Genomic DNA, 24,862 nt, shown 5'->3' on the forward strand with positions numbered 1-24,862 from the left:
AAAACATAGGTTTTAGATTTATGCATAAAACACATTGGATGGTTCGCTTAGTACAAATTGCCGCAGTGCTATTTGTACTTTTGGGCTGTCTGATGATTTTTATCTATACGCCGTTTTATTCTAAATTAATTGTTAAAAGTTTAAATTATTTCGTTCCTGTAGAAGTCAATCAGCTCGCAGCGCAAAGTCAAAAACTCGGTGCTTTGAGTGATGATGATAACTATGAGCCGGGCTCAGATTTATGGATTGCACGCCAAGCGTATTTACAACTCATGGAGCAAACCATACAGTCCGATGAGCCTCAAGACTTGACCCTTATACAAGCGCGTTATAAGGCTTTACAGCAGCTCATTGAAGAAGAACATGAAAAAGAAATAAGTGATAATCAAAAGGACATACCGAAAGTTCCTTTGCTGAATCCTTCTGCATCCGAGGCGGCATCCTCTGAAGCAATGGCGGAAAATCCTGCTCAAAAAATGAAAGAGCTGCTCGAACTCAATAGTGCGGAAAATAAAGGACTGATGACTCAATATACCGAGTTCTTAAAAACCCATGAAATTGAGCAAGCGGCTTCAGAAGCGGAACCGATCGATGATGAAACATATCTTGATCTTGCCAAAATGAAAGATAAAACCCTGAAGCAGCCAACCGCAGAGCCGTATGCGATCGTGGTGTTAGGTGGTGGTTTAACCTTAGATAAAAATGATAAAGATATCGTAGTGAATGACTACACACGACTTCGACTGGAAAAAACACTCGATGTTGAACGAGCCAATAAGTTACCGATTGTACTGAGTGGTGTAGAAGCACCGTATATGCAAGCATGGTTGAAGCAATATGATGTCGATGCGAAATTGCTTGAAGACCGCAGTATGAATACTTGCGAAAATTCGCGTTTTAGTTCGTTGCTTTTACAGAAAAAAGGTGGGGCACCGACGGTTATTTTAATCACTGACCAATATCATATGCCTCGAACACGTCGTTTATTTGCATTAAATGGTATCGAAACCATTCCTGTTGTGGCACCTATGCCAACGACACTAACCACATGGCGACCAAGTGAAAAAAATTATGACCATAGTCGTCGTGCTAATTATGAATTATTAGCCACCTTACGTGACGTTTGGTTTGGCTCAAGTGACTGTCGGGAGGTCCCATAATGTCAGATATCCCATTTCTTAATCCTTCGATTCTTAAACAATTAGATCTTCCAGTTCCAAGTCGAGAATTAACCCCACAAGTATTAGAACCGCTGAATTTAAATCGACCGTTTGAGCCTAGTGTTGAAATACAGTCATATCGACGACTTTATGGTTTAGATGCCTTGAAATGTGAACATTGGCAAGGCTATGTAGAAATGCCTTTGTTCAAATTACATGTACAAGTATTTCAACCGAAACTGAAAACTGAAACGGATGTCATTAAAGGCACTGTATTTTTATTGCATGGTTATTTAGAGCATAGTGGAATATATCAGCCGATTATTCGTGAACTCTTAGATCAAGGTTTTAGTGTTTTAACCTATGATTTACCGGGGCATGGTCTAAGTAATGGATCGCCAGCCAGTATTCAAAACTTTGATCATTACCAACAAGTTTTGGAAGCAGTATATCGTTATGTGAAACATGCGGCTCAACTACCAACCCCATGGTTAGGGATTGGGCAGAGCACGGGTGGAGCGATTTGGCTGCATCATCTGTTAGATTTTGCTGAACATCGCAAAAACCCTTATGTCGAACGGGTTTTATTATTATCTCCGCTGATTCGTCCTGCAAAAACGGCATGGTGGCATAACTCGGTTGGATTAGGCATTATTCGTCGTATTAAACGTGAAGTGCCACGTCATTTTAGACGGAATAATCATAACCCTGAGTTTTTACGTTTTGTCCGCTTAAAAGATCCACTACAACCTCGAATGATGGGGATGGATTGGATTTTGGCCATGTCAAAATGGATGCAGGAGATGGAAGAACGCCCAGCGTGCCGTATTCCAGTGTGGTTAGCGCAAGGCGCACAGGATCAAACTGTAGATTGGCGTTATAACATTGAGTTTATACGTCGTAAATTTCGTTTACAGACGCTTCTCATGCTTGAAGAAGGTTCGCATCAGCTGATTAATGAACGTGCCGATATTCGTGCTGCATTAACAGGTTTGATCCCTGCATTCTTGCATGCTCAATCGAATAGTAAGTCTTATTACTAACTGATGTTACGCACTAACATCAGGAGCGTAATTTGATTCAAATAAAAGTACGATACGCGGGAAGGTCATCCGCAAGTGTTTGAGACTGGACTACTCCTAATCAAAAATGTTTTTGCAATACTTTGAATAATTTGACGCTAGTGAACGAGTTTTGTTGGTGAGGTGCATTGCACCGCAATATGGTTTCCTTGCGAAGCACGCTTCTCATTTTACCAAATGAGAAACAACGTTTCGTAAGAGTACCTCCAGCCGAAGGCTAATCCCGTTATTTAAGCCCTAGATGTAAGACTCCGTCGAATAGGCTTAAAAATTATTTTAAAAATGCGTATTTACTTTTACGCGCGTAACATCAGTTACTAATTGACGATTGAGCACAGCTTACCTTAATCAGTGTGATGGATCTAGACGAAAAAAAAGAGGCGTAGTCGCCTCTTTTTTTTGGGTGGAGGAATCAGAACTTTTCTAGATGAGCCATATTCCACATACGGAAATAGAAGTTTTCCTCATCTTTATTTTCACAGCTGAGTAACTCCCCATCTTTTAACCAAAAATGTAGCTGTGCATAGTTTTTAATTTCACGGTTATTAATCCGCTGCGCTAGATGGTGCGCACGGATATCGGATGGATGTTGTAAACCTGCTGAGGCAATAAGTTCAGATAAGCCATGCAAGGTATTTTTGTGGAAATTAAAAACACGTTCTGCTTTGGTCGGCACATGGATGGCTTTTTGACGGTCTTTGTCTTGTGTCGCAACGCCAACTGGACATTGGTTGGTATGACAGCTTTGAGCTTGAATACACCCAACTGCAAACATAAAGCCACGAGCTGAGTTCACCCAATCTGCGCCAATTGCCATGGTACTGGCAATATCAAAAGCACTAATAATTTTACCACTGGCACCGACTTTAATTTTTGAACGTAAGCCTGCACCAATCAGGGTGTTATTAACAAAGAGTAGGCCTTCACGCAGTGGCGTACCCATATTATCGATCAATTCAATCGGCGCAGCGCCAGTCCCACCTTCAGAACCATCCACTACGATAAAATCGGGTGTAATCCCTGTATGTAACATGGCTTTTACGATACTCATAAATTGCCATGGTTGCCCGATACATAGTTTAAAACCCACAGGTTTGCCTTCTGACAGTTCACGCAATTGCTGAATAAATTGCATCATTTCAATAGGGGTGCTAAAGGCAGGATGGCTAGATGGAGAGATACAGTCATGTTCACGGCTGACACCACGGATTTGAGCAATCTCTTCGGAAATTTTGTCTTTAGGTAAAATACCGCCATGGCCTGGTTTTGCACCTTGAGATAATTTGATCTCAATCATTTTGACTTGAGGGTGCTTGGCTTGTTCAGCAAAACGTACAGGGTCGAATTGACCATCAATCGTACGGCAACCGAAATAACCACTACCGAGTTCCCAAACAATATCGCCACCATTTTCCAAATGATACGGACTAATACTGCCTTCACCAGTGTCATGGTAGAAATTACCCATTTTTGCGCCTAAGTTCAAGGCACGAATGGCATTAGCACTTAAGCTACCAAAGCTCATCGCAGAGATGTTTAATATCGATGCGCTATACGGTTGTTTACATTGCTCATTGCCGATGTTAATACGAAATGTTTCAGGAATGGCAGGAATGCAAGGTGATAAGGAGTGATTGATAAAGCGGTAATCATTTTGGTAAACATCAACAATTGAACCAAATGGTTTATCTGCATTTTGGTTTTTTGCACGTTGATAGACCAAGCTACGTTGCATACGAGAAAAGGGCAGTGCATCTTGATCAGATTCAATAAAATATTGGCGAATTTCAGGTCGAAATTCTTCAAATAGAAAACGAAAGTGCCCCATGATGGGGTAATTTTTTAAGATCGAATGTTTGTTTTGTATGACGTCATACAAACCCAATAAACTCAAAAGCCCAGTAATGACCCAGATACTATTCAATAAGGTTTGTGGAATAAAATATTGAATATAACGAGGGGAATAACCTAAATGAAAACTCGAAATGAGTAGGAAGATAAAAATACAAGCAAACCAAATGGAATGCCGAGAAAAAAAAGTATTCAGTAGCTTGTGGCGAATAGTTTGCGCTGGACTGGCCATATTTTGAAAAATCTTATTCTGCTCATTTGCTCATAATTTGCCGAGTTTATGCACAATGCTCAAGCGTTAATTTGTTGATTCAGTGTAGCTTTATAAAAATAGTACATAAGAATTTTTAAATTTTCATTTAAAGCCAAATCAGATAAGAAAAGCAGAAATGTTCTTTAAGAAAATTTATGAAAAGTAGCGCGGTTCTTGTTATTTCACAGTGTACAAAATGGAGGTTAAAGTGATTTTACTTTCTAAACACGAGGTGCTGAATATGACTATGAAATCTATTCGTTATAATAATGCCGACCTAGCCTGCCTATGTCAGTAATTGATTATAGCCATGAGAAATTAGCGCTACGGCATAAGGTATTCAGCAGATACTTATGCTGTAGTTCCTTTGACCTAAACGACTAAAATTACAAAAATATTCTAAGAAATTATCCAGTCCCAGCGTTGGGACTTTTTTATGTGTTGATATTTTAAGGGAAAATCTAAGCATAAATAATGTACTAGATATTCATTATGCGTTAGAAGTTGTCACCTCAAATAAAAGAATGATACGCGGTAAGGTCATCCGCAAGTGTTTGAGACAGGACTACATTTATTTAAAAATGTTTTTGCGATACTTTGAATAAGTAGACGTTAGTGAACGAGTTTTGCGGATGACAATGGTTTTGGGTACTTTTGCCGAAACAAAAGTACCTCCAGCCGAAGGCTAATTCCTTTATTTAAACCCTAGATGTAAGACTCCGTCGAATAGACTTAAAAATCATTTTTAAAATGCGAAATTACTTTTATGTGCGTAACATTAGTTAGTATTTAAGGTAGCAGAAAACCTTAGATCGGTTTAATCATTGCGTTGTTGTACAACAATAGCGACTTCTTCAGGTTCAATTTTTTGAATCTTTTTACCAAAACTACGCAGCCACCATGTTAATTGAGAGGTAAAAGGTACTGTTGCACTAACTTCAACCCAGCCATCTTCGGTTTTTTGAATCACTTGATCTTTACTTAGCTGACTTTCTTCAAAATAAACTGCTTCTGATTCCGACATGGTTAATTTGAGCTGAATCATTTCAGTCGGCTTATTGAAGTCCACACGGAAGCCAAGCGCTCCAGAGTCAATATAGGCATCAATATCAAAATCGACAGGGTGTAATGCACGTGAATTTAAGACTGTAGCTGATTTAAAACGATGTAAAGCAAAGGTTTGGATGTCTGTTTTGTCATGACGTGTGCACACCAAATAAATAATTGCACCTTTTTGGACCAACGCCAGTGGATTTAAAATATAGGTCTTTTCTTCGCTTTGTTGTCCACGACCTTGATATAGACATTCCAGTTGTTTGTCTTGTAGTAAGCCTTCATAAATCGATTGCTGTGCGACTTTTTCAACCACAGGAGGAATCAATGGCTGAGTAGCTGGCACGATCCGCACGCGGTTAATCCACTGACGGACATTATTTTGCGACGACAGACTTCGACGTGCGAGGTCAAACCAAGGATTCATTTCTTCAATTAAGCTTGGCGGAAGCAAATGCTTTAGATGTTCCTCAACCATCATAAAGGTGACCGCTTGTGAGCTGGTCATATGAGGCAGGCTTTGAATCGGTGCATCAGAACGCCAACGCCAGCCTTGCGGCGTTGTTTTACTGCTCTCAATTGGGAAACGTAGAGAAATTTGATTTAAGTCACGCTGAATGGTGCGTAGGCTGATATCAATGCCTTCACGGTTCAGTATTTCTTGTAATTCACGGGTACCCATCCACTTACCTGTGGACAGTCGTGAAAGAATTTGCCACTGACGATAGAGGCTGTTCGACGTTTCTTTTTCTTGTGAAGACATAATCTAGTGCTTGAACTTGGACTTAAATGAATAAAATGATGCTGTGGGACACAATAAGAAATCTTCCTGCGTTAAGCAAGTCTTCATCTAAAAAAACTAAGATGATTTTAATAACGCAATTTGACACAACTTGAGCAGTTACATGCTGTACCACTTTGCAAAAATGATGCGTAAATAATCAAAGAGAAGCAGCATATGTATTGATGGCATATATATTGCTTTATCTGATTTACAAAACATGACAAAAACATGGAGTTGCTATGCTGAAAGAAAATCGTAATACAACTTCAAATGGAATTGAGGGTTATGAGGCAAAGTTGGTTAATACTTCTGTCTCTACATTAAAAACTTTACCACTTGCTCGAGGATATGCGCTGTTTAATCAATTCAATTCGGATTTTTTTAATGAAATGCGCGACAGCAAAACGGTAGCTAAAGAATCATGCCAACGGATAGAGCAGTGGTTATCACAGCATACGCTTGATGAATTGAAGCAACTAAATCAGGTTGCAAAACAACATTTTCTCTATGAAGGCATTACTTTTACAGTGTATGGCGAAGATGAGGGCATTGAACGCACCATACCTTATGATCTTATTCCGCGTGTGATTGCACGAAAGGAATGGAATAATTTATCTCTAGGCTGCGCACAGCGCGTGAAAGCACTCAATCTGTTTTTACATGATGTCTATCATCAACAAGATATTTTAAAAGCAGGAATTATTCCTGAACTGCAAGTCTTAACCCATGAAGCCTATTTGCCACAAATGTATATGCATGGGCTAAAAGGTAAAATTTATAGCCAAATCAGTGGCATTGATATCATCCGAGATCAATCAGGCGAATTTTACGTCCTTGAGGATAATCTTAGAACACCGTCTGGTGTGTCGTATATGCTAGAAAGCCGTAAGATCAGTCAAAAACTGATGCCTGAACTTTGCCAGCAAAGCAACATCATGGGGATTGAGCAGTATCCGCAGCTTTTACGTGAAATTCTTGCAGAAAATGCCTACGTCGATAACCCGTTTATCGTGGTTTTAACCCCAGGGCGTTTTAACAGTGCTTATTATGAACATGCTTTTTTGGCAAGGGAGATGGATGTACCCTTAGTGACATCGCGTGACCTTTATGTAGAAAACGATAAGGTTTATGTGAAAACCATTAAAGGCCGACAACAGGTTGATGTAATTTATCGTCGTGTGGATGATGCTTTTCTCGATCCATTATGTTTCAAACCTTACAGTACTTTGGGCGTAGCAGGGCTCATGTCAGCGTATATGCAACATAATGTGGTCATTGCAAATACACCGGGAACAGGCGTAGCAGATGATAAATCGATTTATCCATATGTGGATAAAATGATTCATTTCTATTTAGGCGAACAAGCGATCCTGAAAAATGTGCCGACCTATCAATGTCGTGAGCAGAACGAATTGGATTATGTGCTGTCGAATATCGAAAAATTGGTGGTCAAAGAAGCACAGGGTTCAGGTGGATACGGCATGCTGATCGGTCCACAAGCCTCTTTACAAGAATTAAATAGCTTTAAAGATAAGGTGGCCGCAGCACCACATTTATATATTGCACAGCCGACTTTAAATTTATCTGTCAGCCCAACCCTAAGTGAGGCCGGTGTTTCGGAACGCCATATCGATTTGCGTCCATTTGTACTGAGCTCTCCATATCGAACTGAAATTGTGCCGGGTGGCTTAACTCGTGTCGCGATGCAAGCAGGTTCATTGGTAGTGAATTCTTCTCAAGGCGGCGGCATTAAAGATACGTGGGTAGTAGATGATTTACGCTCATAGCACTCCAGTGAAGGAGCAAAACATGATTTTATTAAACAGTAATGCAGAACATATTTTTTGGTTGGGGCGTTATTTAGCACGTACTCAATATTTATGCAGTATTTTCCCTTTTCAAGATGTTGATACGGCATTGAACTATGCACATGCTTTTTGTTTGCCAGCATTTGATGCCGACTCAATGAATGAGTTAGTTTTAAATGCGGAGCAGCCGGCGTCATTTTCCAGCCAATTTCAATATGCGCAAAGTAATATTCAGGACTTAAGGGGTGTACTTTCAGCAAAAAGTTATGCAGAACTCAGCCGTTTAATTCGTAATGCGAGTGATAACCCAGGTTATATCTGTGACGTGGTAACAGATTGCCAAGATGTTTTAGAGTCCGAATCTGAAGATGTATTTTTATTTTTTAGTTTAGGACAAGCCATAGAGCAGCTTGATCGCCAGTTACGCATGCAGCAGGACATTCAACACACCCTAGCGAAGATTGAACATATTGTCATGGCTTTGGTTCAGTTTGGATGGGAAAGCGTGCAAGAGGCATGGTTGGCACTTAAACAGCAGCCGAATAGCCAAAACTTCTACCATTTCAGTGATCATATCCAAAATATGTTTGAGGTGGCTGTATGAGGCTCATGATCAACCATCAGACCCATTATGTTTACACTGATGTGGTAAACAGAAGCATTCAATATATCAAAATGACCCCGTCCACCAATGCACACCAACAGGTGCAAAATTGGGATGTGAGTGTGCCGGGGCAGCGTGATATGCAATTGGATACTTTTGGTAATGTGTGGTTGACCACAACGCAGCGCGAACCTTATCTGCAAATGACCATTATGGCGCAGGGCATCGTAGAGATGAATTTGAGTTCAAATGATTCAAATGCGGATGATTTAAACCCGAAATTGTTTTTACAGCCAACGCCGAGTACGCAGTACGATATTCACATGAAAAGTTTTGCCGATTGCTATGTCCCTCGTATCAATCGTGCCAATCTGATTCGTTTGGCTGAAGCGATATTGGCGCATATTCCCTATGTATCGAATCAAACATCGGTACATACTTCAGCGATTGATGCTTTTCATCATAAGCAAGGGGTATGTCAGGATCATAGCCATGTCATGATCGCAATGTGTCGCTATTTGGGTATTCCTGCACGTTATATTTCTGGGTATTTATTTGTGCCGAATAGTAGCCACCTTGCCAGTCACGCTTGGGTAGAAGTCTATATCGAAAATAAATGGTATTGTTTTGATGTCAGTAATCAGCTATTTACACCACAATCACATATTTATGTTGCGATTGGGCGGGACTACTGGGATGTAGCTCCAGTTCGAGGCGTTCGTGATAAAGGTGGTATTGAGTCTATGAGCTCAATTGTACAAGTGCTGAGTTGTTAATCATTTGAGGGATAAAAATGACCTATTGTTGTGCATTACGGTTAAAAGATGGCATGGTATTTATCAGTGATACACGGACAAATGCAGGTGTTGACCATATTTCAGTTTTTCGCAAACTTTATTCCTTTGGTATTGTGGGTGAGCGATTTATTACCATCCAAACCTCTGGAAATTTAGCCACAACACAAGCGGTCATTGGGCATTTACAAAATCAGCTAGAGGTCAAACAAGAGCCGAATTTATATAGTGTAAATACGATGTTCGAAGTGGCTGAATTGGTCGGGCATACCTTAAAAAAAGTCATCTCAGATGTCACATCAGATACTTTAGAACAAAGTAATTATTACTGTAGTTTATTGGTAGGCGGTCAAATTGGCAGTGCGGATATGCAGTTATATAACATCTATCCACAAGGCAACTTTATTTGTGCAACACCTGATACCCCATATTTTCAAATTGGCGAAAGCAAATATGGCAAGCCGATACTCGACCGAACTTTGCGTTACGATATGCCACTCGATGAAGCAATGCGTTGTAGCTTAATTTCTTTTGATTCAACGATACGCTCAAATGTATCTGTAGGTATGCCTTTAGATGCTTTGGTTTATAAAAAGGACAGTTTAGAAATACCAAATGGTAAGCGCATTTATGAAGAGGACCCATACTTCACCATGATCAGTAAAGGCTGGTCAGAGGCATTACGTCAGGGCTTAATAGAATTGGCAAAACCAACAGCTGACTATTTTCAATAACGATTTGATCAACGAATAGATCAATTTAAAAAGCGAATAAAAAAAGCGAGATAAAAAAAGCCCAGATTTGATCTGGGCTTTTTGATTTGGCTAATTAAGCTAATTTACGTACAGGGCGTGCGCTCATACGGCATAATAATTCATAACCAATCGTACCATTGGCTTCAGCTACATCATCAACCAGACGGGATTTGCCCCATAGTTCGACTTCAGTACCTAATTCCAGATTGAGACCAGTTGCATCAATGGCAATCATGTCCATTGCCACACGGCCAATCACACGGGTTTGCTGACCATTAATCGCTACATAGTTCTGTTTCGGGAAAGCACGTGGATAACCATCACCATAACCGATAGAAACAATGGCTAAAGTCATATCTTGATCAGCAGTGAAAGTAGAACCATAGCCGACATGTTCACCCGCTTTGATGTTGTTTAGTGCAATGACTTCAGCTGTGAAAGTCATCACTGGTTTTAGATCCAGATCATGTACAGTTTTGTCTGCAAATGGAGTCGCGCCGTAAAGCATGATACCTGGACGCACAAAGTCAAAATGCAATTCTGGATATTTATAGATCGCAGCTGAATTACAGCAAGAACCCATTAAAGGTGCGCAGTCATTTTTCACTTCAAGGAACTGCTGGATTTGCTGTTCATTGAGTGGATGTTCCGCATCAGCATTGGCAAAGTGCATCGCCAGCACGCAGGTAAAACCTTCTGCTTTTAGTTGATTGATCACATCTTTAATCACATCAATTTTAAAACCAAGACGGTTCATACCGCTGTTGAGTTTTACCCAAACTTTTAAGCCTTTCGCAATATAGGCTTCTTTATTTGCCAGTAACCAATCCAGTTGTGGCTGATGATGCACAATGACTTCAATATTCTGATCGATCACAACCTGCATTTCATCTGCAGAGAAAATGCCTTCGATCAGCGTAATGGGTTGCTGGTAGCCGAGTTCACGAATTTCCAGCGCTTCTTCCAGACAGGCAACACCGAAGGCATCACTGTCTTTTAAGGCTGCTAAGCAGTCTTTAACTCCATGTCCATAAGCATTGGCTTTCACCATGCTTACAATTTTAGCGGTTGGGGCAAGTTGTTTGACACGGTTTAAATTATATTGAAGTGCTTGTTGATCAATATAAACTGTAGCTTGGCGCACCCTAAATACTCCTACAGGGTCGATGAATTAATGGATGATAAAGAGTCTTTACTCTTCATCATCATACTGAGCATAAAACTCAGGGGAGAGGTTACTAAATTTGGTGTATTGACCTTCGAAGGCAAGACGCACAGTACCAATTGGACCGTTACGCTGTTTACCAATAATAATTTCTGCAGTACCTGCTTCTTTAGACTCTTTGTTATAAACCTCGTCGCGGTAAATAAACATGATCAAATCGGCATCCTGCTCGATTGCACCTGATTCACGTAAGTCGGACATCACTGGGCGTTTATTAGGACGGTTTTCCAGTGATCGGTTCAACTGTGACAGTGCAATTACTGGGCAGTGCATTTCTTTAGCCAGTGCTTTTAAGCTTCGGGAAATTTCCGAGATCTCGCCAACACGGTTATCGCCCATACCGGGTACTTTCATAAGCTGCAAGTAATCGACCATAATGCAGCCAAGTTTACCGCCGTGCATTTTGGCAATTCGGCGCGCGCGGGCACGTACTTCCGTTGGAGGTAGTGCAGACGAGTCATCGATATACAAATTCTTTTCTTGGAGATGCACAATGGTACTGGTTACTTTCGACCATTCATCAGCATCCATTTTACCTGCACGTAAATGCCCTTGGTGTACACGACCGAATGAGGATATCAAACGCATGGCAATTGAGTCTGCAGGCATCTCCATGGAATAAACCAGAGCGGGCAGGTTGTTATTAAACAGCACGCTTTCAACCAAGTTCATGGCAAAAGTAGTTTTACCCATCGATGGACGGGCCGCTACAATAATTAAATCGCCTGCTTGCATACCTGAGGTTTTATTATCAAGTTCTACAAATCCAGTGGTTAAACCCGTGATACTGCCTTCAGTTTGTGAAAGTTCATTCAATTTATCAAAAACACTAGCAACGACAGAGTTAATAGCTTTAGGGCCTTGTGCTTTGGCGTTGTTGTTGTGTTGCTCGGCAATAGAGAAAATATTGGTTTCTGCTAGATCTAAAATTTCACTGACCGTACGACCTTTGGTGTCATAGGCATTTTGTAAAATTTCTGAGCTGACTTTAATCATGCTGCGTAAAGTGGAAAACTCTTTAATTTTTGCAGCATACGTTTCAAGGTTATAGAAACTTGAAGGTGAATCTGACATGAGTTGCATCAGATATTCTTCGCCACCAGCAGCATCGAGCAAGTTTTGTTTAATCAGCCAGTCATTGACTAAGACCGCATCATAAGGTGAGCTATCTTTTGACAGTTGATCGATTGCACGGAAAATATATTTATGACGGGTCGCATAAAAATCAGCTTCAGTCAGTACATCACCCACTTGCTCAAAAGATTCTGCAACGGTCATCAGTGCGGCAAGCACAGCTTGTTCAATCGCTAGGTTATGGGGTGGGGTACGAAACTCTTTCAACGAACTTTGTTCTGTGGTTTTTGCTGTTGGCGTAGAGTTTGGCTTGCTGGCATTCGCCTGTGACATAAAAATCCCTGATGCTGAAACCATTTAATGTGATGGAAATGGGTGCTAATTACAGTTTTTTCAACTCTTCATTGAACTGAAATGATAGGCGTTTTCTACAGAAATGCGAACAAGTATTTCCGATTAATTCGTCATACATTGAATTGAATGAAGAGTTAAAAATATAAAAAAGTTGGAGCACTATTTTTTACAGATAAAAAAAGAGCATGCGTAAGCATGCTCTTTTCTTTGCAAGAAATTACTCAGCTACGATAGTAACGAGAACTTCTGCAACAACATCATGATGCAATTGGATTGCGATGTTGAATTCACCAGTGTTGCGAAGCGCACCATTTGGTAAACGAACTTCTGCGCGGTCTACAACAAGACCAGCATTAGTTAACGCGTCAGCGATGTCACGAGTACCGATAGAACCGAATAGTTTACCTTCGTCACCAGCTTTAGCAGTGATCACGATGTTAACTTCGTTCAATTGGTCAGCACGTGCTTGAGCAGCAGCTAATACTTCAGCTTCTTGTTTCTCAAGTTCAGCACGACGAGCTTCAAATGCAGCAGTGTTAGCTTCAGTAGCAGCAACTGCTTTACCTTGAGGGATAAGGAAGTTACGGCCGTAACCAGCTTTAACTGAAACTTTATCGCCTAATTTACCAAGGTTTTTAATGCGTTGTAATAAGATAATATCCACAGCTCAACCTCACTTATGATTGTCAGTGTAAGGGATCAAAGACAAGTAGCGAGCTTGTTTGATAGCAAGCGCTAATTGACGTTGGTAACGAGCTTTAGTACCTGTAATACGGCTAGGAACAATCTTGCCGTTTTCAGTGATGTACTGTTTTAAAGTGTCGATATCTTTGTAGTCGATGTACGTAACGTTCTCAGCTGTAAAGCGGCAGAACTTGCGACGACGGTAAAAACGTGCCATGTTATGTTCTCCTTATGCTTCAGCAGAGTCTTGAGCTTGTTGTGCTTCTTCACGTTGAGCTTTACGCGCACGTTTTTCTTCAGCACTCTTAGCCAATAGTGACTCTTCAGTGATAGCGTTTTCACGACGGATGATAAGGCTACGAATGATTGCATCGTTATAACGGAACAATTCTTCTAGCTCATCAAGAGTAGTTTGACCACACTCAACATTCATAAGAATGTAGTGAGCTTTGTGGATCTTGTTGATTGGGTAAGCCAATTGACGACGGCCCCAGTCTTCAAGACGGTGGATTTGACCTTCAGCTTCTTTGATGTGAGTTAGGTAACGTTCTACCATACCCACAACTTGATCGCTTTGGTCTGGATGTACCAATAGTACGATTTCGTAGTGACGCATTGTCAGCTCCTTACGGTTTAGGCAGCCCCAATCATTAATTGATTGAAGCAAGGAGTCACAACTAAAGTTGTGTCGCAAAGTTTGCGAAGCGTGAATTTTAGAGCGTTTAGGTTTGAAATACAAGGCATACACCTAAAAAGGCTTAATTATTTTGTGGTTTAATGACTATCTTTAGGACACAACTAGAATCGGATGCAGATTGTAAAATAGGAGATATGTTTTTAATTGCGGGGAGCTTATCTTGTATTTGATGAGTTACGATCATATAGACGTTGTAATGATATAAATTTGATTTAAATTAAAGATCTTTTGTCATATTTGATTGTAGATATCGATTTGAATCCTAATACAAATATGAAATATTTTTGTACTTGTCTGAAATCTATTGTACATGGGTAGATATTGGGAGAATCAGCGTTAAAACAGTTTTAGTGTGTATAGTAGTATTTCGATTTAAATTTTTGCTTTGCATTGAAGATGCCTAGAAATAAAAAAAGATAGAGTAAAACTCTATCTTTTTTAAAAAAATACAATTGGCTTTAGAGGGGCAGTGGAAGTAAAACAAAAAATTAAACTAATCACTGTGATCAATTTGACCGAAAACATGAAATATTGTTTTGCCCAAACTTGATCATCTTCAGCTTTGAATCCTTGAATGGTCAGATAAATCCAATAAAGACTTAAGGCATTCAGGACAATCATATAAATCCAATTTGCATAACCAAAAAAGAATAAACCATTCATGGTCATGCAGAACAAAAACACATAAACCAAAGACTCAACTTTGGTACGGTGAATTGAACGTGCTACAGGTAAAATTGGAATTCCTGCATTTTTGTAGTCATCAAATCGGTAAACTGCAATTCCCCAAGAATGAGGCATTTGCCAAAATGCATAACCAATAAAAATCAGTAATGCACCTAAATCAAACTGGTTTGCAACAGCCGTATACCCGATTACAGGTGGCGCTGCGCCAGAAAGACTGCCGATAATGGTTTGATGAATTGTTGTTCGTTTTGTCCATAAGCTGTAAAAACCAACGTATACGACAAAACCAATAACAGCAAAAAGAAAAGCGTAAGCATTTACCCAGAACCATAAAATGCTAAAACCAAATACACCTAAAACTAAAGCAAAAACTAAAGCAACAGGAATCGAGATTGATTTTTTTACCATCGCACGATTTTGTGTGCGTTGCATTTTTGAGTCGATGTCTTGATCAATAACGTTATTGATTACACATCCAGAAGCGACCACAAAGAGGGTGCCTAAGAGGGTAAGAAGCAACAGAAGGAAATCTACAGAACCTTGGGCAGCTACAAAGTAGCCACCCAAAGCGGTAACAAAGTTACCAAAGAGAATTCCTGGTTTAGTCAGGAATAAATACTTTTTCAGCATGACGACCAGTTTAGATCATCATGTTGAAGTGAAGGTAGTTCATAATCCACACAGAACCTACTAAAAGGATAGCAATTGTGAGGATTGTATAAACAAATGCAATCACGTTCCAGCGTTGCTCTGAAGAAGAGTTCATATGCAGGAAGTAAACTAACTGAATAAGAACCTGAGCAACCGCAGTAATCGCGATTACGGCAACCAATAGACCACGGCTAAAACCACCTGCCATTACCATACCGAATGGAATTACGGTAAGTAGAACAGAAAGGATAAAACCGATTGTATATTGTTTAACGTTACCGTGAGCTGCACCAGCAGAGTTATGATCGTGACTCATTAGATAACTCCCATCAAGTAAACAACGCTGAATACGCAGATCCAAACGATGTCAAGGAAGTGCCAGAACAAGCTTAGGCAAGCAAGACGACGAGTGTTTGGAAGTGTCAAACCATATTTCTTGATTTGGAACATCAACACAAGCATCCATACCAAACCAGAAGTTACGTGAATACCGTGCGTACCAACTAAAGTAAAGAACGCAGATAAGAACGCACTTGTGCTTGGGCCATGACCAGCATGAACTAAATGATTGAACTCATAAAGTTCCATGCCAATGAAGGCTGCACCAAATACCCAAGTAACTGCTAACCAAGTTAAAACTTGACCAACATTTTTCTTGTATGCTGCAAGAACAGCAAAACCAAAAGTTACAGAAGAGATAAGAAGGGCGAAAGTTTCAGTTAAAACGAAACCTAAAGATTCACCAAACAGCTCTTGTGCACTTGGCGTACCCACTGGAACGTGGCTACTTAATACAGCGAACGCGATGAAGAGTGTCCCGAAAAGAACCAAGTCACTCATCAAGTAAGTCCAGAAACCAAAGACAGTGATGTCAGTATCATCGTGATGATGATGTTCGTCATGTCCGTGGTTGTCGTGATGAAGTACTTCAGCCATTGTCTTAGTCCTTCTTCAAATGTTTTTCAAGAAGCGCGTAGCGTTCATTTTCAATACGTTCAACTTCTGCAGCTGGAACATAGTAGTCAACTTTCTTAGTGAAAGAAGAAACGATGAAGCTGATAATTGAAGCAATGAAAGTTACAACGACTAACCACCAGATATGCCAGATTAATGCGAAGCCCATAACTGTAATAAACATTGCAATTACGAAACCTGCCGCACGGTTTGTAGGCATATGGATGTCTTCGTATGTAGTTGGCTTAGCGTAAGCTACACCATTTTCTTTGTCAGTCCAGAAAGTATCAATACCATTGATCTTTGGAAGATAAGCAAAGTTATAGAATGGTGAAGGAGATGAAGTAGCCCACTCAAGAGTACGACCATCCCAGATATCGCCAGTAACGTCCATGTTGTCTTTGCGTTGAAGGAAACCAACAACGATTTGCATAACAAAACAGAAGATACCGATAGCAACCAATACAGAACCAAATAAAGCGATCGCTAAGTACGGATCCCATTCAGGGTTGTCATATGTATTCAAACGACGAGTCATACCCATGAAACCAAGGATATAAAGTGGCATGAATGCAAAGTAGAAACCGAAGAACCAGAACCAGAACGCTGCTTTACCCCAAGTTTCATTCAATTTCCAACCAAACATTTTTGGCCAGTAGAAAATGATACCCGCGAACATCGCGAACACTACACCACCAATAATTACGTTATGGAAGTGAGCGATAAGGAATAAAGAGTTGTGTACTAAGAAGTCCGCTGGTGGAACTGCCATTAATACGCCTGTTAAACCACCAATACCGAAAGTCACAAGGAAGCCAAGTGTCCAAAGCATTGGAGTTGTATAGGTGATGCGGCCCTTGTACATGGTGAATAACCAAGAGAAGATTTTCACACCAGTAGGGATCGCAATGATCATGGTCATGATACCGAAGAACGCGTTAACGTTGGCACCAGCACCCATTGTAAAGAAGTGGTGAACCCATACAACTAGTGAAAGAACACCAATTGCTACAGTTGCGTACACCATAGATTTGTAGCCGAACAACGCTTTGCGTGAGAACACAGCAGTAACTTCTGAGTAAATACCAAAAGCTGGTAATACCAAGATGTAAACTTCCGGGTGACCCCAAGTCCAAATCAAGTTTACATACAACATTGGGCTACCACCCATGTCATTTGTAAAGAAATGGAAGCCGAAGTAACGGTCAAGTGAAAGCATTGCAATAGTCGCAGTCAAAACTGGGAATGTTGCAACGATAAGCACTACAGTAACTAATGCAGTCCAAGTGAAAATAGGCATGTCCATAAGTTTCATGCCAGGCGCACGCATTTTGATGATGGTAACGAAGAAGTTAACACCAGTAAGAAGCGTACCTAGACCAGAAACCTGAAGTGCCCAGATATAGTAGTCTACACCTACACCTGGAGAGTATTCGATGCCAGAAAGTGGAGGGTAAGCCATCCAACCTGTTGCAGCGAATTCACCAATTGCAAGAGAAGCCATCATTAAGCCCGCAGCGCCGGCGAATAACCAGAAGCTAAGAGAGTTTAATAATGGGAATGCTACGTCACGTGCGCCAATTTGAAGTGGTACAGCAACGTTCATTAAACCAACAACTAGACCCATTGCTACGAAGAAGATCATGATTACGCCATGGGCAGTAAAGATCTGGTCATAGTGTTCTGGGTGTAAGTAACCTTCACCGCCACCTTTTGCAAGGAACAGTTGAAGACGCATCATAATCGCATCGGCAAAACCACGCACAAGCATGACAATTGACACGAGGATATACATGATACCAATTTTTTTATGGTCTACAGATGTGAACCATTCGTTCCACAAGTAGCCCCATTTTTTAAAGTAGGTGATACCAGCAACAATTGCGATACCGCCAAGGATCATCATTGCAACAGTAACCAACACGATTGGGTCGTGTGGAATTGCATCTGGTCCTAACTTACCTAATAAGCTCATGTCTTATTCCCCTGCAACAGTCGCATGTTCAACGCCTGCATGAGCTTCAGAAGCAGCAGCTTCGTGTCCAACAGTAGCTGTATGATCAGCACCGTGGTAGTTGCTCATGTATTTGTTAATCACTGATTCGAACAATTTAGGTTCAACTGAAGAATAGTAAGTCACTGGGTGTGGCTTAGTAGGGTAAGGCTTCATTGCTTCAGCTAGAGCCTTCTCTTCAGGAGTAGTTGCTTTGGCAACTAAAACTTCGATCTGGTGTTTAGAACGGTTGCCGTCACGTAAGGTTGCAAATTCAGCTTGGTCTAAAACAGTTTTTTGAACCGCTTCAGGATTAACTGAAGAACCATTACCAGCTTTAACAGCAGAAACCCATTCAGCAAACTGAGCATCAGTCACAGCATGTGCACGGAAGCGCATTTGTGAGAAGCCATAACCTGAATAGTTAGAAGAGAAACCACGGAAGCCTTCAGCAGGACTAGTTTCATCAGCTAATAAGTTCAAGTGAGTTTGCATACCTGCCATAGCATAAATCTGACCACCTAACGCCGGAATGAAAAATGAGTTCATTGTGAAGTTAGATGTTAAACGAAGGCTTACAGGAGTTTTCTCAGGGAAGCGGATCTCGTTTACAGTCGCGATGCCTTGTTCAGGGTAGATGAAGATCCATTTAAATTGTTCAGCAATAACTTGAACAGTTAAAGGAGCTTTATCTGACTCGAGTGGACGGTAAGGGTCATACTTGTGGGAACCCCACCAAGTTAACCAAGCTAAAATAGCGATAATAATTACGGGAATACCCCAAACTACAACTTCAATTGCAGTCGAGTGTGCCCAAGTAGGTGCATAGTCTGCATCTTTATTTGACGCGCGATATTTCCAACCAAACCAAAGAGCCATAAGTGCTGATGGAATAACTACCAACAACATTAGGTAGATCGCAGTAAGCATGAGGTTTGACTGACCTTCAGCAACTGGACCTTTTGAGTTTAGAAGTACCATATCACCACCACACCCAGTTAAGAGTGCAGCGATCGCAGATAAAGACAATACAGCTAAAATTGTTTGTCTCATTTTACAACCTCGGTGAAGAGTCCCATTCCCTAAATTTAAAATTTGGGATAGCGAATAAAGTGTCGCATGATTGTGATTTTTTCAGACATGAAAAAACAGTCACAATCATGTGACACCGCTACGTTGTAGGGCATTATGCCTGATATCGGCAAACTAAGCTATACATAAAGATGCTTTAAATGACTGTATTAAAACCCTATTTTGCTAGTCGGGATTGTATTTTTTTTATCTAAATTTTATTTTAATTTCAATATAATGCACAAAAAAGGGATGAGAAAATCATCCCTGAATAAAAGTGAAAATTATTGGTTTATTACCTTGGTTTTTGCCAATTTGTCATGCAAGGTTTGACGCTTTTTGCCGAAAATAAAAACGGAATCAATGATTGCGCTTAAAGGCATCGATAAAAAGTTCAGGAAAATAAATAAAACACTGCGTAAAGTGAAGCCACGCATGAGGTTTACAGGTTGACTGGTTTCGGCATCTACAATTTTAATCTTGGTGATTTTTTTACCAATGCTTTGACCTGATTTAGCAATCAAATATGCTTGAATGAAAAGCATAATGAAGAGATACGCAAACATTGCAATCCAAGCTTGGTTGGGAAACATTTCAACCATTTGTGTTTGTAGTGCTTGTAAAACATTGGGGTCAGCATTTGGGGTCATCACAGCTTGCATAAACTGTTCATTTAGATTGGCAAATTGTGTCTTTTCACTTGGATTAAAAAATGCCGTTAAGATAAAAGTTGCCGGTATCCAAAGGAGTAAATCGACGATTTTAGCCAGGACACGTTTAGGAATACTTGCTAGGCTAGTTTGCTCTTTTACCGCTTGAGACTGTGCGTAGGTATTTGATGGTGTAGTTGCAGTTTGATTTGATTCGAATGCTGTTGGTGCAGTATATCCTGCAGGCATATAAACCAACTGACCTTGAGTGAGTTCACCCAAAGCTTTCCATTCGGTCATACCTTGGTGCCAAACCAAGTCCGTGAGTAACACTTGTTGGCTCGCGAGCATTTGGTTAAGTTGTTCTAAGGTGTAGGGACCAGCTTGTTGGTTATTTCGTGCCAAGTAAATCTGCATAAAACTAAAATCTCAAAAAACGTCTGTAAAAGTATAAATAAAAAAAAAGACCCACATGTGGGTCTTTTTTTAACACAGTTTATTAAGCTTGTTGAGCTTTTTCTTCAGAAAGGAAGAACCAAGTGTCTAATACTGAGTCTGGGTTAAGCGAAACAGACTCAATGCCTTGTTCCATTAACCATTTAGCTAGGTCAGGGTGATCTGAAGGGCCTTGACCACAAATACCTACGTATTTGCCAGCTTTACGACAAGCATGGATTGCCATAGAAAGAAGTGCTTTAACGGCTGGATCACGTTCATCAAATAGGTGAGAAACGATACCAGAGTCACGGTCTAGACCGAGTGTTAACTGAGTTAAGTCGTTAGAACCGATAGAGAAACCGTCGAAGTGTTCAAGGAACTGTTCAGCCAACAAAGCGTTAGTTGGAAGTTCACACATCATGATCACTTTAAGACCATTTTCACCACGTTTAAGACCGTTAAGCGCTAACAATTCAATAACACGTTTCGCTTCAGCAACAGTACGTACGAAAGGAATCATGATTTGAATGTTGGTTAAGCCCATTTCGTCACGTGCTTTTTTCAGTGCGCGGCATTCAAGTTCGAAGCAGTCACGGAAGTTGTCAGACACATAACGGCTTGCACCACGGAAGCCAAGCATTGGGTTTTCTTCTTCAGGTTCGTATAACTTACCACCGATTAAGTTTGCATATTCGTTTGACTTAAAGTCAGACATACGAACAATCACTGGTTTGTCAGCAAACGCTGCAGCAAGTGTAGAAATGCCTTCAACTAGTTTTTCAACATAGAATTCGATAGGAGATGCATAACCCGCAGTACGTGACATTACAGCAGCACGAGTTTCACGTGGTAGGCTGTCAATGTTAAGCAATGCTTTAGGATGTACACCGATCATACGGTTGATGATGAACTCAAGACGAGCAAGACCAACACCTTCGTTAGGAATTTGAGCAAAGTCAAATGCGCGGTCAGGGTTACCTACGTTCATCATGATTTTGAACGGAAGTTTAGGCATAGATTCGATAGAGTTGCGTTGGATTTCAAAGTCCAAAGCACCTTCGTAAATAAAGCCTGTGTCACCTTCAGCACAAGAAACAGTCACTTCTTGACCATCAGTTAATACTTCAGTTGCATTACCACAACCTACGATTGCAGGGACACCAAGTTCACGTGCAATAATTGCAGCGTGACAAGTACGACCACCACGGTTAGTGACAATCGCAGCAGCACGTTTCATTACTGGTTCCCAGTCTGGGTCAGTCATGTCAGATACAAGTACGTCGCCGTCTTGCACTTTGTCCATTTCTTTGATTGAAGTCACAATACGTACACGACCAGAACCGATACGTTGACCGATTGAACGGCCTTCACAAATCACTGTACCTTTTTGTTTTAAAAGGTAGCGCTCCATTGTACCTACGCTTTGGCGACTTTTCACAGTTTCAGGACGTGCTTGAACGATATAGATTTGACCGTCATCACCATCTTTCGCCCATTCGATGTCCATTGCAGAACCGTAATGGTTTTCAATGATCAATGCTTGTTTTGCAAGTTCTTGAAGTTCGTGGTCATTTAAAGCGAATTGTTGACGATCTGCTTTTTCAACGTCTACAACAACCACTGATTTACCAGCAGCGCCTTCTTCACCATAAATCATTTTTTGGTGTTTAGAACCAAGGTTACGACGTAATACAGCGTGTTTGCCTGCATTTAGAAGTGGTTTAGATACATAGAATTCGTCAGGGTTAACTGCACCTTGTACAACCATTTCACCCAAGCCATAAGATGCTGTGATGAAAACTGCGTCACGGAAACCAGATTCTGTATCTAGTGTAAACATTACACCAGCTGCGCCTGTTTCAGAGCGAACCATGCGTTGAACACCTGCAGATAACGCAACGACGTCATGTGCGAAGTTTTGGTGTACACGGTAAGAAATTGCGCGGTCGTTATAAAGTGAAGCAAATACTTCTTTAATCGCAATAAGGACGTTGTCGATACCACGGATGTTCAAGAAAGTTTCTTGTTGGCCAGCAAATGAAGCATCTGGTAAGTCTTCTGCTGTTGCAGATGAGCGAACGGCAACCGCGATATCAGGGTTGCCGTTTGAAAGAGCTGTGAAAGCCTCACGAATTTCTGTTTCAAGTTCAGCTGTAAGCGGAGTGTCTACAATCCATTGACGGATTTTTGCACCAGTTTCAGCAAGTGCATTTACATCGTCAACATTGAGTGCAGCAAGTTCAGCGTTAATTTTAGCGTTTAGGCCACTTTGCTCGAGGAATTCACGATATGCTTGAGCTGTAGTAGCAAAACCACCAGGAACAGATACACCAGCATTTGCTAGATGGCTGATCATTTCACCTAATGATGAGTTTTTACCACCCACGAGTTCTACGTCGTGTTTCCCTAATTTTTCTAGACCAATTACGCGCGCTTCCAAAGTTGTTACTCCACTTTTGCAGTATTAATCACTATCTTGGCATGAAATTATAACAAATTACTTAGCATTCTAAATTTACTAAGTGACAGTCATGTAAGATGGTTTACTATAATGATTATATAGCACTAAGACAAATTTTGGAGGAGAATTTTAATGTCAGAAGGTAAACAGATTCAGCGTAGTGTTTTCTTTGTTTCGGATGGGACAGCGATTACCGCAGAAACGCTTGGTCATTCACTGTTAGCCCAGTTCCCTCATGTAGATTTTGACATTCATATTATTCCTTATATTACCTCTGAAGAAGCAGCTACAAATGTGGTTGCAGAGATCAATCTTAGAGCGCAGCAAGACGGTCAAAAGCCTTTGGTGTTTGACACCCTTGTTGACCCGTATGTACGTGACATTATTAATACGGCAGATGCAGTAAATCTTGATGTTTTTGAGGGGCTTATTAGTAAATTGTCGGACGAGTTGGGTACAGCTCCTACAACTTTAGTCGGTCAAACCCATGCAGTAACAGATTCTGAGTCTTATAAAGCACGTATTGATGCGGTGCATTTTGCTTTAGATAACGATGATGGGGCACGTACTCGTCATTATGATAAAGCTGATTTGATTTTAATCGGCGTGTCACGTTCGGGTAAAACACCGACTTCCATCTATCTCTCTTTGCAATTTGGTATTCGTGTAGCGAACTATCCGTTGACAGAAGAAGACTTGGATGACAACCGTTTACCTGCAGTTTTACGTGAGCATAAACATAAGTTATTTGGCTTGATGATTGATGCAGAGCGCCTTGTAGCAATTCGTTCAGAGCGTAAGGCCAATAGTCGTTATGCAAGTTTTAGTCAGTGCCAAATGGAACTACGTGCGATTGAAGGTATTTATATTTCTGAAGGAATCAAATACTTAAACGTGTCAGAAATGTCGATTGAAGAAATTTCAACACGTGTTTTACAAATGACCGGACTGAAGCGTCGCATTGGTTAAGTGTAAATTGAGCCACTTTGGTGGCTCTTTTAATGATAATAAATTACTGTATAAATTATATAAAAATAGTATTAATTTTTGACTTGTCATACTTTTAATGAATGATAAATATTTAAAATATTGATGAAAATTTTTCTCAACATTTAGACTTAAAATTTAAGCAAATTCTGTATTCAAATGTGTACCAATTTGATGAATTTTTTTGGCTGAAAATTTATAAAATATGGCCTAATTGACAGCTTCAATCTTTTAAAATAATCCGTGTATTGCTGTGTTTTTATCTATGAATTAAGCCTGAATAATCTACTTGATAAGAGTAGTGTATATACTAGATTTAGCACATATAGTTTAATATTTGATCATAATTTTAAAAAATACTGATTTAAATGCTAAAAAAATAGGCAGAAAATAGAATAAAAAATAATCAAACAGTCGCTTTTAGGTGTTAAATCTCAAGAAATGGCATCATTTATTTAATTGATGTGGGTGGGGAATGCTCGAATTGAGACTATTTAGGCTTTAAAAGCAGATATGAAGTGATATTAAAATTGGATTTTTAGCAGTTATTTTCTTATTGAATATAGATTAGAACATAAGTAAATGTCGGCTGAATATGAGCATCGGTATAAATTTTCCTACTTATAATTAGTCATTAAAAGAGTTGTGTAAGACAAAATTAAGAGACTGAAAATTTATTGGTTTGAAATAAAATTTTCATGAAGAATTGATCATAACTATTCAAAAATCGCACTTCTATAAATGAACTGTAGCTGATGATGCAGGTCGGAGGCATGATTTAAGTCTGAGCGC

At 40.2% G+C, this 24,862-nt stretch carries 20 protein-coding genes and 1 pseudogene; 7 read left to right on the forward strand and 14 right to left on the reverse strand.

Features of this window, described 5'->3' with window-relative positions:
* Positions 1-20: 20 nt before the first annotated feature.
* Both MST16_RS06555 and MST16_RS06560 read left to right on the forward strand, forming a co-directional pair.
* Positions 21-1,160, forward strand: a complete 1,140-nt coding sequence (locus tag MST16_RS06555) for a YdcF family protein (RefSeq protein ID WP_180010370.1) — start codon at positions 21-23, stop codon at positions 1,158-1,160.
* A complete protein-coding gene (locus tag MST16_RS06560; protein WP_180010369.1) occupies positions 1,160-2,203 on the forward strand; it encodes an alpha/beta hydrolase in 1,044 nt (347 codons plus the stop codon). Before MST16_RS06555 ends, MST16_RS06560 begins: the two co-directional genes overlap by 1 nt.
* Positions 2,204-2,654: 451 nt before the next feature.
* On the opposite strand, the gene MST16_RS06565 is transcribed toward MST16_RS06560, so the two are convergent.
* On the reverse strand, positions 2,655-4,325 hold the full coding sequence (locus MST16_RS06565; protein ID WP_078188593.1) for an FMN-binding glutamate synthase family protein: 1,671 nt from the start codon (positions 4,323-4,325) through the stop codon (positions 2,655-2,657).
* An 838-nt stretch (positions 4,326-5,163) separates the two neighbouring features.
* Positions 5,164-6,162, reverse strand: a complete 999-nt coding sequence (locus tag MST16_RS06570) for a YafY family protein (protein ID WP_168377745.1) — start codon at positions 6,160-6,162, stop codon at positions 5,164-5,166.
* A gap of 374 nt (positions 6,163-6,536) precedes the next feature.
* Here MST16_RS06570 and MST16_RS06575 point away from each other — a divergent pair.
* From MST16_RS06575 to MST16_RS06590, 4 genes and pseudogenes are all read left to right on the forward strand, one after another.
* Positions 6,537-7,970, forward strand: a pseudogene (locus MST16_RS06575) (circularly permuted type 2 ATP-grasp protein); the annotation flags it as partial.
* A 22-nt stretch (positions 7,971-7,992) separates the two neighbouring features.
* A complete protein-coding gene (locus MST16_RS06580; protein ID WP_168377743.1) occupies positions 7,993-8,595 on the forward strand; it encodes an alpha-E domain-containing protein in 603 nt (200 codons plus the stop codon).
* Positions 8,592-9,371, forward strand: coding sequence for a transglutaminase family protein (locus tag MST16_RS06585; RefSeq protein WP_168377742.1), 780 nt, complete (start codon positions 8,592-8,594; stop codon positions 9,369-9,371). The genes MST16_RS06580 and MST16_RS06585 overlap by 4 nt, the downstream gene beginning before the upstream one ends.
* Positions 9,372-9,388: 17 nt before the next feature.
* A complete protein-coding gene (locus tag MST16_RS06590; RefSeq protein WP_180010367.1) occupies positions 9,389-10,123 on the forward strand; it encodes a proteasome-type protease in 735 nt (244 codons plus the stop codon).
* A 94-nt stretch (positions 10,124-10,217) separates the two neighbouring features.
* Here MST16_RS06590 and alr read toward each other — a convergent pair whose 3' ends face one another.
* The 12 genes from alr to ppsA all read right to left on the reverse strand — a co-directional run bounded on the left by alr (position 10,218) and on the right by ppsA (position 23,062).
* On the reverse strand, positions 10,218-11,288 hold the full coding sequence (alr, locus tag MST16_RS06595; RefSeq protein ID WP_180010366.1) for an alanine racemase: 1,071 nt from the start codon (positions 11,286-11,288) through the stop codon (positions 10,218-10,220).
* Between the two features lie 48 nt (positions 11,289-11,336).
* Positions 11,337-12,776: a replicative DNA helicase gene (gene dnaB, locus MST16_RS06600; RefSeq protein WP_078188586.1), complete on the reverse strand. Its 1,440-nt coding sequence runs from the start codon at positions 12,774-12,776 to the stop codon at positions 11,337-11,339.
* Between the two features lie 238 nt (positions 12,777-13,014).
* The gene (rplI, locus tag MST16_RS06605) at positions 13,015-13,461 is read right to left on the reverse strand and encodes a 50S ribosomal protein L9 (RefSeq protein WP_078188585.1); all 447 of its coding nucleotides are present in this window, start codon (positions 13,459-13,461) and stop codon (positions 13,015-13,017) included.
* 9 nt (positions 13,462-13,470) lie between these two features.
* Positions 13,471-13,698: a 30S ribosomal protein S18 gene (rpsR, locus tag MST16_RS06610; protein WP_004278792.1), complete on the reverse strand. Its 228-nt coding sequence runs from the start codon at positions 13,696-13,698 to the stop codon at positions 13,471-13,473.
* A gap of 12 nt (positions 13,699-13,710) precedes the next feature.
* The gene (gene rpsF / locus MST16_RS06615; protein ID WP_004696436.1) at positions 13,711-14,097 is read right to left on the reverse strand and encodes a 30S ribosomal protein S6; all 387 of its coding nucleotides are present in this window, start codon (positions 14,095-14,097) and stop codon (positions 13,711-13,713) included.
* A 519-nt stretch (positions 14,098-14,616) separates the two neighbouring features.
* Positions 14,617-15,495 (reverse strand): heme o synthase, encoded by an 879-nt coding sequence (gene cyoE / locus MST16_RS06620; protein ID WP_180010365.1) that lies wholly within the window; start codon positions 15,493-15,495, stop codon positions 14,617-14,619.
* Positions 15,496-15,505: 10 nt separating this feature from the next.
* A complete protein-coding gene (locus MST16_RS06625; RefSeq protein WP_078188582.1) occupies positions 15,506-15,832 on the reverse strand; it encodes a cytochrome o ubiquinol oxidase subunit IV in 327 nt (108 codons plus the stop codon).
* Positions 15,832-16,452, reverse strand: coding sequence for a cytochrome o ubiquinol oxidase subunit III (gene cyoC, locus MST16_RS06630; RefSeq protein WP_078188581.1), 621 nt, complete (start codon positions 16,450-16,452; stop codon positions 15,832-15,834). Before cyoC ends, MST16_RS06625 begins: the two co-directional genes overlap by 1 nt.
* A 4-nt stretch (positions 16,453-16,456) precedes the next feature.
* Positions 16,457-18,445, reverse strand: a complete 1,989-nt coding sequence (cyoB, locus tag MST16_RS06635) for a cytochrome o ubiquinol oxidase subunit I (protein WP_078193968.1) — start codon at positions 18,443-18,445, stop codon at positions 16,457-16,459.
* 3 nt (positions 18,446-18,448) lie between these two features.
* Positions 18,449-19,516: a ubiquinol oxidase subunit II gene (gene cyoA / locus MST16_RS06640; protein WP_078193967.1), complete on the reverse strand. Its 1,068-nt coding sequence runs from the start codon at positions 19,514-19,516 to the stop codon at positions 18,449-18,451.
* A gap of 302 nt (positions 19,517-19,818) precedes the next feature.
* Positions 19,819-20,601: an RDD family protein gene (locus MST16_RS06645; protein WP_180010364.1), complete on the reverse strand. Its 783-nt coding sequence runs from the start codon at positions 20,599-20,601 to the stop codon at positions 19,819-19,821.
* A gap of 82 nt (positions 20,602-20,683) precedes the next feature.
* Positions 20,684-23,062: a phosphoenolpyruvate synthase gene (ppsA, locus tag MST16_RS06650; RefSeq protein ID WP_180010363.1), complete on the reverse strand. Its 2,379-nt coding sequence runs from the start codon at positions 23,060-23,062 to the stop codon at positions 20,684-20,686.
* 153 nt (positions 23,063-23,215) lie between these two features.
* Here ppsA and MST16_RS06655 point away from each other — a divergent pair, with 153 nt between their 5' ends.
* Positions 23,216-24,052 carry a pyruvate, water dikinase regulatory protein gene (locus MST16_RS06655; RefSeq protein WP_168377735.1) on the forward strand — a complete coding sequence of 279 codons (837 nt, stop codon included), beginning with the start codon at positions 23,216-23,218 and terminating at the stop codon, positions 24,050-24,052.
* Positions 24,053-24,862: the final 810 nt, after the last annotated feature.

It is taken from the genome of Acinetobacter sp. YH16040_T, from assembly GCF_024605785.1.
GTDB classification, from domain to species: Bacteria; Pseudomonadota; Gammaproteobacteria; order Pseudomonadales; family Moraxellaceae; genus Acinetobacter; species Acinetobacter amyesii.